Annotated in this window: 14 protein-coding genes; 10 read left to right on the top strand and 4 right to left on the bottom strand. The window is 71.5% G+C overall.

The features are described from left to right. Positions 1–39 precede the first annotated feature (39 nt). On the bottom strand, positions 40–1215 hold the full coding sequence (locus AB0J71_RS14565) for an ROK family protein (protein ID WP_352322809.1): 1176 nt from the start codon (positions 1213–1215) through the stop codon (positions 40–42). A gap of 201 nt (positions 1216–1416) precedes the next feature. On the opposite strand from AB0J71_RS14565, the gene AB0J71_RS14560 reads away from it, so the two are divergent. From AB0J71_RS14560 to AB0J71_RS14525, 8 genes are all read left to right on the top strand, one after another. Beyond that, a complete protein-coding gene (locus AB0J71_RS14560; protein ID WP_364414447.1) occupies positions 1417–3057 on the top strand; it encodes a beta-N-acetylhexosaminidase in 1641 nt (546 codons plus the stop codon). Then, positions 3054–5426 (top strand): phospholipase D-like domain-containing protein, encoded by a 2373-nt coding sequence (locus tag AB0J71_RS14555; RefSeq protein WP_364414445.1) that lies wholly within the window; start codon positions 3054–3056, stop codon positions 5424–5426. The genes AB0J71_RS14560 and AB0J71_RS14555 overlap by 4 nt, the downstream gene beginning before the upstream one ends. A gap of 71 nt (positions 5427–5497) precedes the next feature. Continuing rightward, a complete protein-coding gene (locus AB0J71_RS14550; protein ID WP_364414443.1) occupies positions 5498–6745 on the top strand; it encodes a sugar ABC transporter substrate-binding protein in 1248 nt (415 codons plus the stop codon). A gap of 3 nt (positions 6746–6748) precedes the next feature. Continuing rightward, complete coding sequence (locus AB0J71_RS14545) at positions 6749–7678, top strand: sugar ABC transporter permease (protein WP_352322805.1); 930 nt, start codon at positions 6749–6751, stop codon at positions 7676–7678. Next, a complete protein-coding gene (locus AB0J71_RS14540; protein WP_352322804.1) occupies positions 7671–8480 on the top strand; it encodes a carbohydrate ABC transporter permease in 810 nt (269 codons plus the stop codon). The genes AB0J71_RS14545 and AB0J71_RS14540 overlap by 8 nt, the downstream gene beginning before the upstream one ends. Before the next feature lie 46 nt (positions 8481–8526). Continuing rightward, positions 8527–10275, top strand: a complete 1749-nt coding sequence (locus tag AB0J71_RS14535; protein ID WP_364414441.1) for a bifunctional metallophosphatase/5'-nucleotidase — start codon at positions 8527–8529, stop codon at positions 10273–10275. A 185-nt stretch (positions 10276–10460) separates the two neighbouring features. Further along, the gene (locus AB0J71_RS14530; protein ID WP_352322802.1) at positions 10461–11207 is read left to right on the top strand and encodes an alpha/beta hydrolase; all 747 of its coding nucleotides are present in this window, start codon (positions 10461–10463) and stop codon (positions 11205–11207) included. Between the two features lie 24 nt (positions 11208–11231). Beyond that, complete coding sequence (locus tag AB0J71_RS14525; RefSeq protein WP_352322801.1) at positions 11232–11645, top strand: cytidine deaminase; 414 nt, start codon at positions 11232–11234, stop codon at positions 11643–11645. An 86-nt stretch (positions 11646–11731) separates the two neighbouring features. Here the strand turns inward: AB0J71_RS14525 and gdhA are convergent, their stop codons facing one another. Further along, entirely contained in the window at positions 11732–13075 is a 1344-nt protein-coding gene (gene gdhA, locus AB0J71_RS14520; RefSeq protein ID WP_352322800.1) for an NADP-specific glutamate dehydrogenase, read from the bottom strand. Positions 13076–13244: 169 nt separating this feature from the next. Here gdhA and AB0J71_RS14515 point away from each other — a divergent pair, with 169 nt between their 5' ends. Both AB0J71_RS14515 and AB0J71_RS14510 read left to right on the top strand, forming a co-directional pair. Next, on the top strand, positions 13245–13496 hold the full coding sequence (locus tag AB0J71_RS14515) for a DUF2945 domain-containing protein (protein WP_364414439.1): 252 nt from the start codon (positions 13245–13247) through the stop codon (positions 13494–13496). Then, on the top strand, positions 13493–13822 hold the full coding sequence (locus tag AB0J71_RS14510) for a DUF3140 domain-containing protein (protein ID WP_352322798.1): 330 nt from the start codon (positions 13493–13495) through the stop codon (positions 13820–13822). The genes AB0J71_RS14515 and AB0J71_RS14510 overlap by 4 nt, the downstream gene beginning before the upstream one ends. A 60-nt stretch (positions 13823–13882) precedes the next feature. Here the strand turns inward: AB0J71_RS14510 and AB0J71_RS14505 are convergent, their stop codons facing one another. Beyond that, on the bottom strand, positions 13883–15052 hold the full coding sequence (locus tag AB0J71_RS14505) for an MFS transporter (RefSeq protein WP_364414437.1): 1170 nt from the start codon (positions 15050–15052) through the stop codon (positions 13883–13885). Positions 15053–15261: 209 nt separating this feature from the next. Next, positions 15262–15954, bottom strand: a complete 693-nt coding sequence (locus AB0J71_RS14500) for a GNAT family N-acetyltransferase (protein ID WP_364414435.1) — start codon at positions 15952–15954, stop codon at positions 15262–15264. Positions 15955–16116 lie beyond the last annotated feature (162 nt).

The raw sequence follows: 16116 nt of genomic DNA, 5'->3' as shown, positions 1-16116 counted from the left end.
TATATCGAACTTCGATATAAATGCGCTACATTCGGTGAGCTACACCATTAATGAGGACGGCGGCGCCGCTACCGACAGGTCGATCTCCGGGTCGAAGAGCACCTTGGCCAGGTGCTCGACGCCGTGGCACACGGCCCCGATGGCCACGCACTCGTCGCCGAGCACGGAGGCCCGCAGCTCGGGCGTGCGAAGGCACATCGTCTCCAGCTCGACCCGCAGCGGCTCCATGAGCACGTCGGCCGAGCGCGAGAACCCCCCGCCGAGCACCACCAGGTCGGGATCGACGGTGAGGGCCATCGCGGTGGTGGCCAGCGCGAGCACCTTGACGTAGCGCAGGACGGCCCGGCGGGCCTCGACGTCACCCTGCCTGGCGGCCTCGAACACGGCCCCCGCGACCGCCTCAGGCGGCGTGCCGGGCTCGACCGAGGGGACGGCCTGCAAGAGCTCGCCCACGTGACCGAGGTTGAACAGCGGATGCACGCCGATCTCCCCGGCGGCGCCGCCGCTGCCGCGCAGGGGCACCCCGTCGAGCACGACGGCGGCGCCGGCCCGGCGGCCGACGTGCAGGAAGATCAGGTTCCGCGCGTCGCGGGCGATGCCCCTGCGGCACTCGGCCAGCGCGGCGAGCCTGCTGTCGTTCTCCACCAGGACGGGGCAGCGCAGCCGGTCGCCGAGGTGGTCGGCCAGCGGCACGTCCGACCAGTCCTGGATGGCCCGCGAGAGCACGACGCGCCCCTGCAGGTCGACATAGCCCGTGCTGCCCGCGACCGCGAGCCAGACGTCGGAGGCGGCGGTGCCCGAGCCGGTCAGGCAGGCGTCGACGGCCCGGTCGACGGCGGCCAGCCGCTCGGCGCGCGGCTGCTCGGGGGTGACCGGCTCGCGGGTGGTGTGCAGGACGTTGCCGTCGAGGTCGGCCACGACCACGAGCACCTTGTGCGCCCCTATGTCGAGCCCGAGCACCCGGCCCGTCTCCGCGTGGAACCGGTAGCGGCGCGCGGGCCTGCCCTTCTCGCCGCCGCTCGGATCCATCTGGACCACCCAGCCCAGCTCCATCAGGTCCTTGACCACCACCTTGATGGTGGCCCTGGCCAGGTCGGCGCGCTCGGCGAGCTGGGTCAGCGTCGCCGGCCCGCCGGCGCGCAGGGCCGAGAGCGCGGCGAGGGCGTTGAGCCGCCGGAGCCGCTGAAGGTCGCCGCCGGTCACGGAGAGCGTCACTGATGACCCTTCTTGACGAATCTTAATGGTGAGCTCCATCATAAATCCTGATCGAGGCGCTCACCCAGAAAAAAGAGGCCAGATCACGGGCATGGCCGCGGGCGGCTCGCGGCGACCGGAAGCCGAGCGCCATGCTACGACCCGCCGCCCGCCCTGTCACCGACCGACGATCCCGCCCCCCGAACCCCCCAGGGACCTGTCTTGCTGCTGCCACGACCCGTCCATGCGACCCCAGACGGCGGGGAGCCCTTCGCCCTCACCGCGACCACAGTGATCGCCGCCCCTCCCGGCCTGTCGCGGGTGGAGGGCTGGCTGCGGGCCGCGTTGTCGCCCGCGACCGGCCTGCCGCTGCCCGCCGGAGCGCCGGGGCCGGGGGCGATCGAGTTCGTCCTGACCGCCGGGCTCGGCCCGGAGGGCTACCGCCTGACCGTGCGTCCCGACGGGGTGCGCGTCGAGGCGGGCGACGCGGCCGGGGCGTTCTACGGCGCGCAGACCCTGCGCCAGCTCCTCCCGCCCGCGGCCTTCCGCAGGGGCGCGGTCGGCGAACGGGACTGGCTGCTCGCCCCGGTCACCGTCGCCGACCGGCCGCGCTTCCGGTGGCGCGGCTGCCTGATCGACGTGGCCCGGCACTTCCTGCCGAAGCCCGACCTGCTGCGGTACATCGACCTGCTGGCCGCGCACAAGCTCAACGTGCTGCACCTGCACCTCACCGACGACCAGGGCTGGCGGCTGGAGGTCAAGGGGTATCCGAAGCTCACCGAGGTCGGCGCCTGGCGCAGGGAGAGCCCGCTCGGCGACCGCCGGCACGGCGTGTTCGACGGCCGCCCGCACGGCGGCTTCTACACCCAGGACGACCTGCGCGAGATCGTCTCGTACGCGGCCGACCGGTTCGTCACCGTGGTGCCGGAGATCGAGCTGCCCGGCCACTCCCAGGCGGCCATCGCGGCCTATCCGGAGCTGGGCAACCTCGACGAACGGCTGGAGGTCGCCACCGGGTGGGGCGTCTCGCCGAACGTGCTCAACGTCGAGGACACCACGCTCGCCTTCTACCGGGACGTGCTCGACCAGGTCATGGAGATCTTCCCCGGCGAGTACGTCTGCGTGGGCGGCGACGAGTGCCCCAAGGAGCAGTGGCGGCAGAGCCCGTCGGCCCAGCGCCGCATGGCCGAGCTCGGCCTGCGCGACGAGGAGGAGCTGCAGAGCTGGTTCGTCCGCCAGTTCGCCGACCACCTGGCGGCGCGCGGCCGGCGCCTGCTCGGCTGGGACGAGATTATCGAGGGCGGCCTGCCGCCGGGGGCGACCGTGGCGTCCTGGCGCGGGACGTACGGCGCGGTCGTGGCGGCGCGGGCCGGGCACGACGTGGTCACCTGCCCCTTCACCGAGCTCTACCTGGACTTCCGGCAGTCCGACCGGCCCGACGAGCCGGTCCCGATCGGCAACGTGATCTCGCTGCGCGACGTCCACGGCTTCGAGCCGGTGCCGCCGGAGCTGACCGAGGCCGAGGCCGCCCGGGTCCTCGGCGCGCAGGCCAACCTCTGGACCGAGCACATCGACTCGCCCCGCGGGCTCGACTACATGGCCTTCCCACGGCTGTCGGCCTTCGCCGAGGTCGTGTGGAGCCCCGCCGGCGGCGACTTCGACGACTTCCTGACGCGGCTGCGCCACCACGAGCGCCGGCTCGCCGCGCTGGGCGTGGAGTACCGCAAGGAGACCGGCCCCGAGCCGTGGCAGACCCGGCCGGACGTCCGCGGCCGGCCCCGGGAGCGGGCGGAGACCGAGGCCGAGGTGGCGGCCTGGACCCGCGGCCTGCGGCGGAACCTCAGCGAAGGGAAGCGAGCATGATCAAGCCTCTGTCCGCCGTCCTCGTCGGCCTGTCCTGCCTGCTCGGCCTGGTCACCCCGGCCCGGGCGGCGGCTCCTGAGCTGTCGGCGTACTTCAGCAGGCCGAGCGTGGACGGCACGCTCGCCGATCCGCTGCCCGCGAAGGTGCTGGAGCTGATCGGGCTGGCCGCCCCGGACTCCACGCTGCGCGTGGCGACCTTCGTGCTGGAGATCAAGGCCGTCAAGGACGCGCTGGTGGCGGCGCACGACCGGCGGGTCGACGTACGGGTGGTGTCCGAGGGATCGGGGCACAACGCGCTCCTGGACGAGCTGGCCGCGGCGGGCGTGCCCGTCACGCTCTGCGACAGGGGTTGCAACGGGCCGGACACCGACATCAGCCACCACAAGTTCCTCGTGTTCAGCCGGCTCACGGACGGCAGGACCGACGTGGTCGTGCAGAGCTCGCAGAATCTCGCCCCCGACACCGGCCTGCACCAGAACATGCTGATCAGCTCGGACGACGCCGCGCTGGCCGACGGCTACCGGCAGGTGTTCGACACGCTGGTCTCCCAGGTGCGCACCTCCTGGCGGGCGCCGTTCACCGCCACCAGCGGCAGGGTCACGGTCTGGATGGAGCCCCGCGACACCGCCTACGACCAGAGCGCCTACGGCAGCGCCGACCTGGTCGCGGCCATGATCCGGGACGTGGGCTGCCCCGGCTCGATCCGCGTCGTGCAGTCGCAGTTCGCCACGGACCGGCCGCTGGTCATCGCCGAGCTCAAGGCCAAGAAGCAGCAGGGCTGCGACGTCCAGGTGCTCGTGGCCGAGGGCAACCAGACGGCCGCGACCGCCGCCGAGCTCGCCAAGGGCGGGATCGTGGTGCACACCTTCCGGCCCGGCGGCTGCCACTACCCGGCCGGCGACACCTGCGCGCCGGACAACATCCACTCCAAGATCATCCTGGTGGACGGGCCGTCGGCGGCGGCGGGCGGCGCGCGGCGCAGCTACGTCTACACCGGCTCCCACAACCTCAACGGCGGCTCGCTGACCGCCTCGGACGACTCCTTCGTCCGCGTCGACGACCCGGCCGTCTACGCGGCCTACGACGCCGACTTCACCGCCATGAAGGACGAGGTCGTCAAGATCGTCCCCAGGGCCTACCCCGGGGCCGGGCTCCAGATGACCGCCAACGGCCCCGACGACCAGCGCGCGCCCAGGGCCGCCGCCGTGCGGTCCGGCTACACGGCCGTGGCCTGGGAGGACGACCGCGACCGCGCCTCGGTGGACGGCGCAGAGGTCTACGCGCGCATCTACCGCGACGGGCAGCCGGTGACCGGCCCCGTCAAGGTCTCGATGGGCGGCGTCGGCTGCGCCGCCGGCTGGAACCACGTGCAGCCGTCGGCCGGCGTCGACGACGCGGGCAACGTCTACGTCGCCTGGGCCGAGGACGGCGACTGCCGGGGCGAGCACAACATCGCGGTGCGCAGGCTCTCGCCGTCGGGCACGCTGAGCGCGACGATCTGGGCCAACGACCCGCAGTGGAGCGGCGACCAGACCCGGCCGAGGATCGCGGTCCGCGGCGCCGGTGGGTTCACGGTGACCTGGGAGGACGGGCCCACCCACACCGTCCGCGCGGCCGGCTACGCCTCGCTGACCGCCCGTTCCTTCGCGCCGCTCCAGGTGGGCGCGGGGGACCGGCCCGACGTGGCCGTCGACGGCGCGGGCACCGCGACCGTGGTCTGGCAGCAGGCGCCCGACGTGTACGGCAGGCGGATCTCGGCGACCGGCGCGACCGTCGCCGCCGCCACCCGGATCAACACCAACGCCGCCACCCAGCACCTGGCCCCCGCCGTGGCGACGACCCCCGGCGGCGACAGCGTCGTGGTCTGGAGCGACAACGTGGCGGTCACCGGCGGCGACGTGACGACCGTCTGGCGGGTGCGGGCGCGCGGCCTGACGCCCGCCCTGGGACAGAGGTTCGCGGAGACCCCCGTCGCGTTCGGCAGGTACGCGCCGAACACGCCCTCCGACGGCGGCAAGGAGTACCCGCCGCTCTGCGGGAAGGTGGACCAGACCTACCGGTGCGCCGTCCAGGGATCGCCGTCCGTGGCCGTCGAGGACACCGGGCGGTTCGTGGTCGGCTGGACCGAGTCCGACCTGTGGAACGCCGGCCGCTCCCACGAGGTGTACGCCCGCGGGTTCAACGCCGACGGGACGACGACCGGCCGCTTCCCCTGCGAGCGCATGAACCCCAACACCGCCGGCGACCAGTCGGGCACCGCCGTCGCCGCCGACGGCAGCGGGTTCCACCTCTTCTACGTCGAGGACTTCGACGCCAACGGATACGGCGACGTCGTGGCCAGGACCGGCTTCACGAACACCGGACTCTGAGCCCCCGCCCCGCCGAGATCCAGACCCTGATCATCATCCCCCCGACGCCTTCTAGAGAAAAGGAACTGCCCGTGCGCCTGCGTATGGCACTCGCCGCCGCCCTGGCGATGACACTGGCCGGTTGTGGCTCCGGCTCCGACACCACCGCCACCAAGCCAGGAAAAGTCACGATCAGCTACGCGATCTGGGAGAAGAACGACCAGCCCAGCACCCAGAAGATCATCGACGCCTTCCAGAAGCAGCACCCCGACGTCACCGTCAAGCTTGAGATCACCCCGTGGGACCAGTACTGGACCAAGCTCCAGACCGCGGCCACCGGCGGCGCGGCCCCCGACGTCTTCTGGATGAACAGCCTCAACGTGCGCATGTACGCCAAGGGCGGCGTCATCGCCCCCTTCGAGAACGCCGACGTCAGCGCCTTCCCGCAGGCCATCGTGGACGGCTACCGCTACGACGGCAAGCTGTACGGCATGCCGCGCGACGTCGGCGTCCCCGTGCTCTGGTACGACAAGGAGCTGTTCGACAAGGGCGGCGTCGCGTACCCGACCGCCGACTGGACCTGGGACGACCTCAAGGCCGCCGCCAAGAAGCTGACCGACCCGGCCAAGAAGCAGTACGGCCTGCTGGCCCCCCTGTGGGACCAGGGCGGCTTCTACCCCACGATGATCCAGGCCGGCGGCCACGTCATCTCCGCCGACGGCAAGAAGTCGGGCTTCGACGAGCCCGGCTCCATCCAGGGCCTGGAGTTCTGGACCGACATGATCAACAAGGACAAGGTGGCCCCGCCCCTCCAGGCGACCACCGACACCAGCCCCGTGCAGCTGTTCATGACCGGCAAGTACGCCATGTACTACGGCGGCTCGTGGCTGGCCAGCACGTTCAAGGCCAACACCGAGCGCGGCGGCAAGGTCGACGTGGCGCCGCTGCCCAAGGGGCCCGCGCAGGAGGCCGTCATCCTGCTCGGCCTGGCCAACTCCGTCTCGGCCAAGAGCGAGCACCCGGCCGAGGCCGCGCAGTTCGCCACGTTCCTGTCCTCCGACGAGGCCGAGAAGATCCTCAGCGACTCCGGCGGCGCCTCGGTCTCCTCGCGGGCCGGCACCCAGGACGGCTGGTTCGCCGCCTTCCCGGACTACCACCTGAAGGAGACGTTCGCCGCCTCCATCCCGAACGGCGTGCCGTACCCCGTCTCGCTCAACACCGCCAAGTGGCAGGACGTGCAGAACAAGCTCCTGGCCGAGGCGTGGGCGGGCACGCGGCCGACCGCGGAGGCGGCCAAGGAGATCGCCGCGCAGATGAACGAGATCCTGGCCAAGGAGTAGCCGATGGTGCTGACCGAGGAACGGGCCGCCGTCAAGGCGGCGGCCCCGCCGGGGCGGCGGTCGCGGCGCGACTGGCTGTGGGGTTACGGGCTGATCGCGCCCATGGCCCTCGGGCTGGCCGTGTTCTACCTGTGGCCGATCGTCCAGACGCTCTACCTCAGCTTCACCGAGTCGGGCGTGTTCGGCGGGCAGACGTGGGTGGGCCTGGACAACTTCGCCGCCCTCCTCGGCGACGAGGAGATGGCCGGCGCGCTGCGCAACACGCTGCTCTACTCCGTGCTCGTGCTGGTGGGGGTGCCGCTGTCGATCGTGATCGCGGCGCTGCTGAACGTGCCGGGGCTGCGCGGGCTCGGCTTCTACCGCACGCTGTACTTCCTGCCGGTGGTCACCATGCCCGCGGCCGTCGGCCTGACCTGGCGCTACCTCTACAACGGCGACTTCGGGCCGATCAACTACCTGCTCGGCCTGGTCGGGATCGACGGGCCGTACTGGGTGTCCGACCCCGAGTTCGCGATCTACGCGGTCGCGGTGGTCGGGATCTGGACCTCGCTCGGGTACAACGCGGTGTTGTTCCTGGCCGGGTTGCAGGGCATCCCCAGGCACTACTACGAGGCCGCCTCGATCGACGGCGCGGGCCGGGTGCGGCAGTTCTTCCGCATCACGCTGCCGCTGCTCACGCCCACCACGTTCTTCGTCGTGGTGATCACGCTGATCAACACGCTGCAGGTCTTCGACCTGGTCTACCTCATGATCGACACCAAGAGCCCGGCGCTGGCGGGGAGCCGCACGATCGTCTACCTCTTCTACGAGCAGGGCTTCGTGCAGAACAGCCGCGGCTACGCCGCCGCCATCGCGGTCGTGCTGCTGGCCCTGATCCTCATGCTGACCGCCGTCCAGTTCCGGCTGCAGAGGCGGTGGGTCCACTATGAGTAGGCGCTGGATCGTGCACGCGGTCCTGCTCACCGGCGGCCTGATCATGGTCATGCCGTTCGTCTGGCAGCTCGTGGTCTCGCTGCAGACCATGACCGAGTCGATGCGGGTGCCGCCCACGGCGGTGCCGTCCTGGCAGTGGCACAACTTCGCCGACGTGTTCCGGACCGTCCCGCTCGGGCGGCAGTTCCTCAACACCGTGGTGGTGACGGCCGCGGTGACGGCCGGGCAGCTGCTGCTGTGCTCGCTGGCGGCCTTCGCCTTCGCGCGGCTGGACTTCCCCGGACGCGGGCCGGTCTTCATGTTGTTCCTGGCCGTGCTGATGGTGCCGGGGGAGCTGTTCCTGCTGCCGCGGTACGAGATCATGCAGGGGCTCGGGTGGCTCAACAGCCTCCAGGCGCTCATCGCCCCCGGCGTCTTCGGCGCCTTCGGCACGTTCCTGCTGCGGCAGTTCTTCAAGACCCTGCCCAAGGAGCTGGACGAGGCGGCCCGGCTGGACGGCGCCAACCCGCTGCAGATCTACTGGTGGATCATGTTGCCGCTGGTCCGGCCCGGCCTGCTGGCGCTCGGGCTGCTGACCGTCATGTGGTCATGGAGCAGCCTGCTCTGGCCGCTGGTGGTCAACACCGACCCGGAGATGATGACGCTCTCCGCCGGGCTGGCCTCGCTGCGCGGCCAGTACCTGACGAACTACCCCATCCTCTTCGCCGGGTCCGTCGTGGCGTCGCTGCCGGTGATCGTTCTCTTCGTGGTCATGCAACGGCAGCTGATCGCCGGGATCGCGTTCACCGGCTCGAAGGGCTGATCGGCAAGTCTTTTCTCCCGCTATATCCCCTTATTTAGGAGTATGCGTGTCCTCGTTCCGTAAGTGGATTATTGTCGCCTTAGGCGTCACTCTGGCCTCGTCCGCCTCACCGGCACTGGCCGCGCCCAAGCCCGTGGACGTGCAGTTGTTGTCGCTCACCGACTTCCACGGCTACATCACCCCGCAGAGCAACGCCACCGACGGCACGATCAAGGATCCGCAGGGGAAGACCCTGGTGGTGGGCGGCGCGCCGTACCTGGCGGCGCATCTCGACCGGCTCCGGCAGGGGCACGAGAACACGGTCACCTTCTCCAGCGGCGACAACTTCAGCGGCTGGCCCACCGAGGTGTCGTACCACGCCGACGAGCCCACGATCGAGTTCCTGAACAAGATCAAGGTGGAGTTCACCACGGTCGGGAACCACGAGCTGGACCGGTCGCTCGAGTTCCTGCGCGACCACATGGGCAAGGGGGAGTGCTTCGGCGAGGTCGGCCTCGACAGCTGCTTCACCGACTCCGACGGGCAGCCCTTCCACGGCGCCGACTTCGACATCTCCACGGCCAACATCACCATGAAGGGCGACACCCGCCCGGTGCTCCCGCCGTACGTGATCAAGCGGTTCCAGGGCATCCCCGTCGGGTTCATCAACCTGACCACGCCCACCACCGTGGACGGCTCCACCTCCTACCAGCCGTCGCTGGACAACCTGCCGCTGGTGGAGACGGCCAACAAGTACGCCGAGATCCTCAAGCGCCGCGGCGTCAAGGCCATCGTCGCCAACGTGCACGAGGGCGGCAAGGCCGGCGAGGACTACAGCGGCTGCGGGGACCAGAAGTCCGGGCCCATCTGGGACTTCGCCAAGAACGCCTCGCCCGACATCGACGCCATCGTCACGGGCCACTGGCACTGGTTCTTCAACTGCTCGATCCCCGACCCTGCGGGCAACCCCCGCCCGGTCGTCGAGGCCGCCAACCACGGCCGCCTCATCAGCGAGATCAACCTCCGGCTCGACCGCCGCACCCGCGACGTCATCAGGACCGCGACCACCGCGGCCAACCACCCGGTGACCCGCGACATCACCCCCGACCCCGCCATGGTGAAGCTGGTCGACCACTGGAACGCCATGCAGAAGGAGACCTACGCCAAGCCGTACGGGACCATCACCGGCGACCTCACCAGGACCCGCGACGCCACCGGGCAGAGCACGCTCGGCAACACCGTGGCCGACGTCGAGTACTTCGACTCCCAGCAGACCGAGGGCGGCAAGGCCGACCTGGCCATGGTGGCCGTGGCGCCGACCAAGGGCTCGAACTCGCTGCGCGGCGACCTGAGGTTCGCCAAGGGCGCCAACGCCGCCGACGCCGACGGCAAGGTGCTCATGGGCGAGTCGTGGGCCGCCTGGGGTTACGCCAACCCGGTGGTCACGGTGTCGGTCAAGGGCTCGCAGCTCGAACAGGCCCTGGAGCAGCAGTGGCAGACGCAGGCCGACGGCACCGTGAAGTTCGCGCCGCTGGCCGTGTCGAGGAATGTGCGCTTCTCCTACTCCCCGAACCGGCCCGTGGGCGACCGGATCAACCCCGCCGACGTGGTCATCGACGGCCGGCCGCTCGACACCGGCCGGACCTACCGGCTCGCGGCGCTGGCGTACACGCTGCTCGGCGCCGACGGCTACACCGCCTTCGCCGGGTACACGGACGCGGTGCGCGGCAGCCGCGACTACGAGGCCATGCGCGCCTACCTGCGGCAGGGCCCGCTGACCCCGCCCGCCCTGGACCGTGCGGTGGCACTGCCGTAGCGCTCCCGGCGCGGGAGGCCGCGCGGCCTCCCGCGCCCGGAATCGCGGCATGCTCCGATTCGCCCTGCCCTACGCGGCCGTGGTGCTGGGCGTGACGGCCTGGATGGCCAGGGTCGCCGGAAAAAGCCCCGGCGCCGTCTCGCGTGGGACAAACCGGTCAGTGAATGACTGGTAACGTCTGCGCGATGACGATTTCTCATGACGTGGCAGGCGACGGACCGGCGCTGCTCCTCCTGCACGCGGGTGTCTGCGACCGGCGCATGTGGGACCCCCAGTGGGAGCCGCTGATCGCCGCCGGTTTCCGGGTGGTCCGGTGCGACCTGCGCGGCTTCGGGCAGAGCCCGCTGCCGACCGAGCCGTACAGCAACTCCGGCGACGTGCTGGGCCTGCTCGACAGCCTGGGCATCGACCGGTTCTTCCTGGCCGGCAGCTCCTACGGCGGGAAAGTGGCGCTGGAGGTCGCCGCGAGCAGCCCCGAGCGGGTGGCGGCGCTGGTCCTGCTCTCCGCCGCCCTGCCCTGGCGGGAGCCGAGCGCCGAGCTGCGCGCGGTCGGCGAGCGTGAGGACGCGCTGGTCGAGGCGGGCGACCTGACGGGCGCCGCGCAGCTGATGGTCGACCGCTGGCTGGGCCCCGACGCCGACGAGAAGGCCGGGCGGGCCGTGCACGAGATGCAGCTGCGCGCCTACGAGCTCCAGCTCGCCGAGGGGGTCGTCGGCCCGGTCAAGGTCCAGGTGGACCCGGCGGCCGTGACGATGCCGTGCCTGGCCGTGTCGGGCGCGCACGACGTCGCCGACTTCCGGCACACCGAGGCCGACCTGCCCGCCGCCCGCAACGTCGAGCTGCCCTGGGCGGCCCACCTGGCGAGCATGGAACGGCCGGCCGAGGTCACCGAGCTGATCGTCGAATTCCTGCGCGAGCAGACCCGCGCCTGAGGCGTCAGGTCACGAGGAGGGGCAGTGAGCCGGCACGTCGACCGCGAACTCGTCCAGGCCGCCGCGGAGGTCGCCCGCACTCGTTGCCGGGGTGACAACCACACCATGGCGGCCGCCGCGCGCGCCCGCGACGGCCGGATCGTCACCGCGGTGAACGCCTACCACTTCACCGGCGGCCCCTGCGCCGAGCTGGTCCTCATCGGCGCGGCGGCCGCCCAGGGCGCGTACGAGCTGGACACGATCGTCGCGGTGGGGGACCGGGAGCGCGGGGTAGTCCCGCCGTGCGGCCGTTGCCGTCAGGTCCTGCTGGACTACTTCCCGGCCCTGCAGGTCATCGTGGGCGACGGCGACCGCCTCCGTACGGTCCCCGTCACCGACCTGCTGCCCGAGACCTACGTCTGGGCCGACCACCAACTGCCTCCCGGCACCCCGTCCTGACCCCGGCCCCCGGCCTGCCCTCCCGGCTCCCGGCCTGATCTCGCGCGCACGCCGCGCCGGTGAGGGCGGGCCGGGGGCCGGCGCGGTCAGATGAGGCCCAGCGCGAGCATGGCGTCGGCGACCCGGCGGAAGCCGTCGATGTTGGCGCCGGCCACGTAGTTGCCGGGCATGCCGTACTCGTCGGCGGTCTGCAGGCAGCGGCCGTGGATGTCCTGCATGATCTCCTGGAGACGGCGCTCGGAGAACTCGAACGTCCAGGAGTCGCGGCTGGCGTTCTGCTGCATCTCCAGCGCGCTGGTGGCCACCCCGCCCGCGTTGGCCGCCTTGCCCGGCCCGAACGCGACGCCCGCCTCCAGGAACACCTTGATGCCCTCCGGCGTGGTCGGCATGTTGGCCCCCTCGCCGACCGCGACGCACCCGTTGTCCACCAGGAACGCGGCGTCCCGGCCGGTGATCTCGTTCTGCGTGGCGGACGGCATCGCCACCTCGCAGGGCACCTCCCACACGCTGCGGTCCGGGACGAAGACGGACTGCTCGCCCCGGCGCTCGGCGTAGGTCTCCAGGCGCCCCCGCTCGACCTGCTTGACCTGCTTGAGCAGGTCGAGGTCGATGCCCTTCTCGTCGACCACGTAGCCGGAGGAGTCGGAGCAGGCCACCACGACGCCGCCGAGCTGTTCGATCTTCTCGATCGTGTAGACGGCCACGTTGCCGGAGCCCGACACGACGACCCGCTTGCCGTCGAACGACGTGCCGCGGGCCTTGAGCATCTCCTCCACGAAGAACGTGCAGCCGTAGCCGGTGGCCTCGGTGCGTACCTGGGCGCCGCCGTAGACCAGGCCCTTGCCGGTGATCACGCCGGATTCGTAGCGGTTGGTGATGCGCTTGTACTGGCCGAACAGGTAGCCGATCTCGCGCCCGCCGACGCCGATGTCACCGGCCGGGACGTCGGTGTACTCGCCGATGTGCCGGTAGAGCTCGGTCATGAAGCTCTGGCAGAAGCTCATCACCTCGCGGTCGGAGCGGCCCTTGGGATCGAAGTCCGAGCCGCCCTTGCCGCCGCCGATGGGCAGGCCGGTCAGGCCGTTCTTGAAGATCTGCTCGAACCCGAGGAACTTGACGATGCCCAGGTAGACCGACGGATGGAAGCGCAGCCCGCCCTTGTACGGCCCGAGCGCGCTGTTGAACTCCACCCGGAAGCCACGGTTGATCTGCACCTCGCCCTGGTCGTCCAGCCACGGCACGCGGAAGATGATCTGCCGCTCGGGCTCGCAGATCCGCTCGATGATCTTCGATTCGGCGTACTCGGGATGCTTGCCGAGAACTGGGCCGATGCTTTCGAGCACCTCGCGCACGGCCTGGTGGAACTCGACCTCGCCGGGGTTCCGGCGCAGGACGTTGTCGTAGGTCGACGACAGTTTCTCGTGCAACAAGGGCTCCCTACATCACTGGTGCGATCGTGCTCACTTTACGATTCGGCCACTCGTGAGCAGCAGCCGCCCCGCCCCGAGGACGCCCGCGCCGGCCCCGGGACGGCGACGGCAAAGGAAGGTTTTGCCCGCCCGGCCGAGTGCGGGAGGGGGGCGGGGTAGCGCGCATCCTATGACCGGCAAGCGCAAGGACGATCCGTCCGTGGGTGACGAGGTGTCCTGGAAGAGCCACGGGTCCACGGCCCGCGGCAAGGTGGAGAAGAAGATCACCAAGAGGACCAAGGAGGCCGGCCGTACGGTGGCTGCCTCGCCCGACGACCCGCAGTACGTCATGCGCAGCGACAAGAGCGGGCGCGAGGCCGTGCACAAGCCGTCCGCGCTGCGCAAGGGCAAGGGCAAGGGCAAGGGCAAGGACGCGAAGTGAGCGGCGACCGGGACGTGGCGGCCGAGTTCGGCCAGGCCGTCAACATGACCGCGCACGAGCTGGAACGCTGGCTGGACACCGAGGAGTCGAAGCAGGTCGGCCAGAAGCAGGACGGCGGCGGCGAGTCGACCGGCCACGCCTCCGGCCGCGAGATCGTCCGGCTCCTCCGCAAGGGCAGATCCTCCTGGACCGGCCACGACTACGAGCACATGGCCAAGGTGATCGGCTACATCCACCGGCATCTGGCGCAGCGCCCGTCCGGTGACGTCCGGGAGACCCGGTGGCGCTACTCGCTGATGAACTGGGGGCACGACCCGCTCAAGTGAGCGGCGCCTGCGCTCACCGGCGGCTTTCCAGAGACGGAAGGCCGCCGCCGGGCGGGCTGCTCAGTCGTCGTGGGCGATGAGCATGAGCTGCCGCCACAGCAGCACCACGAACACCGCCGAACCGGCGAAGGCGAACCAGAAGGGCGCCGCGACGCCGAACCGGGTGGCCAGCACGCCGCCGATCAACGAGCCGACCACCAGGCCGGCGTAGACGCAGACGGTGTTGACGCTGCCCACCCGCCCCTGGAGCTCCTGCGGGACCGCGCGCTGGCGGACGGTGCCCGAGGTGGTGCCCCAGATGAAGGCGTGCGCGCCGAAGACCAGGAAGATGGCTCCGGCGACCCACGGCGAACGGGTCAGGGCCAGGCCCAGGTGGGTGAACGTCTCGATGATGAGCCCGATCCGCATCAGGGCGCCGAGGCTGACCCTGCGGGTGATGGTCCCGTACAGGCCGGTGCCGATCAGGCCGCCGATCCCGCCGATGGTGGTCATCAGGCCGAACCCCATCGCGCCGAGGCCGAGCTGCTCCTGGGTGTAGAGGACGAGCACCGACCAGGCCGCGCCGAAGGTGAAGTTGAAGATCAGGATGGTGAGCGCCAGCGTGCGGACCGCCGGGTGCCGCACCGTCCAGCTGAACCCGGCGACGAGCTCGCGCACGGTGTTCGGGCGCGGCGCGTCGTCCGGCCGGACCCGCGCCGGCAGCGCGATCCGGGAGACCAGGACCATCCCCGCCAGCACCAGGAGCAGCTGGCTCGCGAACGGCCAGGTCAGGCCCAGCCCGAACAGCGCCGCGCCGATCGGCGGCCCGGCGAGCTGGTTGAGCGTGATGAACCCGGTGCCGAGACGGGCGTTGGCGACGATCAGGTCGTCCCTGGAGACCATCATCGGCGTCAGGGTGGACGTCGCGTTGTCGGCGAACACCTCGGCGATGGACCGGAGCGTGAGCGCCGCCAGCGCCGTCGCCACGGTCACGGTGCCGGTCGCCATGAGCACGACGAGCGCCGCCAGCACCACGGCGCGTACGGCGTTGGCGACCAGCACGATCATGCGGCGGTCGTACCGGTCGGACAGGACGCCGGCGTACAGGCTGAACGCCAGCGGCGGCGCCCAGCTGACCAGGGCGGACAGCGAGATCATCAGCGGGTCGCGGGTCAGCGTCGCGATCAGCAGCGGGCCGGCGGCGGCCGCGATCCCGTCACCGAGATTCGTCAGCCAGCTCGACGCCAGCAACCATCGGAACCCTGTCCCCAACCGGGCCGGCAGGACCCGTTCCACGACTGTGACCACGAGCGCAAAACCATACGTTTCACCGGGGGGCGGGGCAACACGTTTTCCCCCAGGCCCGAAGCGCCCGCCCGGGCAGACCAGGGCCGTCGCGGGCCGTCGCGGGCTGCCCCGGGCCGCCGCGGGGTGCGGAGACCCAGCGACCACCTGGGGTGTCACGGGGTGCGGAAGCCGCGGAAGGTCACAAGTCTGCGGGTTCGGAAGCCGAGCCGCTCGTAGAGGGCGATCGCGCCGGTGTTCGCCTCGGCCACGTGCAGGAACGGACGCTCGCCGCGGGCCACGATCCGCGAGACGAGCGCGCCGACCAGGCGGCCCGCGTGGCCCCGGCCGCGCGCCTCGGGCGCGGTGCACACGGCGCTGATCTCGGTCCAGCCCGGTGGCCGCAGCCGCTCGCCCGCCATCGCGACCAGCTTCCCGCCGTCGAAGACGCCGAGGTAGGTGCCCATTTCACGGGTACGCGTCCAGAACGGCCCCGGTCGCGTCCTGGCGACGAGGTCCAGCATGTGCGGGACGTCGTACGCGCCCAGTTCGGTGACGTCGCCGGGCACGGCGGGGGCGCGGTCGCCGCCGTCCCAGATCAGCTGGCGGCCGTCGAGGGCGAACACCGGCTCCCAGCCGGGCGGCGGGGTCGCCGGGGAGCTGAACAGGTCGGCGAGCTCGCCCGGCCCGAGCAGCCGGGCCAGGTCGGCCCACGCCCGCTCGTCCGGCCCGGCCGGGACCGAGGAGAAGGTCGCCACCTCGGCCCGGTACGTGGCCGCCGCGCCGAGCCGCCGTGCGAGGTGCGCGTGACGGCCGCGCAGTGACGCGCCTACCGGGTCGTCGAGCGGGGTGGCGTCGGGATCCGCCATCGTGGTGTGCGCCTCTCGGGTGGTGCGGGGGAGCCGGCCGGCAGGACGGGGGGCCGTCCGGCGCCGGTCATCCTAGTGACCTCACCGCCACCGCCCCCGCGCCGGGCCCTGCCCCCGGCCTCCGCCAGTCCGGTGCCGGGCCAGTGGGAGGCAGGGCGGCGG

Origin of the sequence: Nonomuraea sp. NPDC049637, from assembly GCF_040675235.1 — a bacterium.
GTDB lineage: Bacteria > Actinomycetota > Actinomycetes > Streptosporangiales > Streptosporangiaceae > Nonomuraea.
The sequence above is the reverse complement of the archived record's forward strand: the minus strand, read 5'-3'. Positions and strand labels throughout refer to the sequence as shown.

Bases quoted from the DNA above. Each gene is read 5' to 3' on its own strand.
- AB0J71_RS14555 (WP_364414445.1), top strand. From the start codon at position 3,054: ATGATCAAGCCTCTGTCCGCCGTCCTCGTCGGCCTGTCCTGCCTGCTC.
- AB0J71_RS14545 (WP_352322805.1), top strand. From the start codon at position 6,749: ATGGTGCTGACCGAGGAACGGGCCGCCGTCAAGGCGGCGGCCCCGCCG.
- AB0J71_RS14540 (WP_352322804.1), top strand. From the start codon at position 7,671: ATGAGTAGGCGCTGGATCGTGCACGCGGTCCTGCTCACCGGCGGCCTG.
- AB0J71_RS14530 (WP_352322802.1), top strand. From the start codon at position 10,461: ATGACGATTTCTCATGACGTGGCAGGCGACGGACCGGCGCTGCTCCTC.
- AB0J71_RS14515 (WP_364414439.1), top strand. From the start codon at position 13,245: ATGACCGGCAAGCGCAAGGACGATCCGTCCGTGGGTGACGAGGTGTCC.
- AB0J71_RS14500 (WP_364414435.1), bottom strand. From the start codon at position 15,954: ATGGCGGATCCCGACGCCACCCCGCTCGACGACCCGGTAGGCGCGTCA.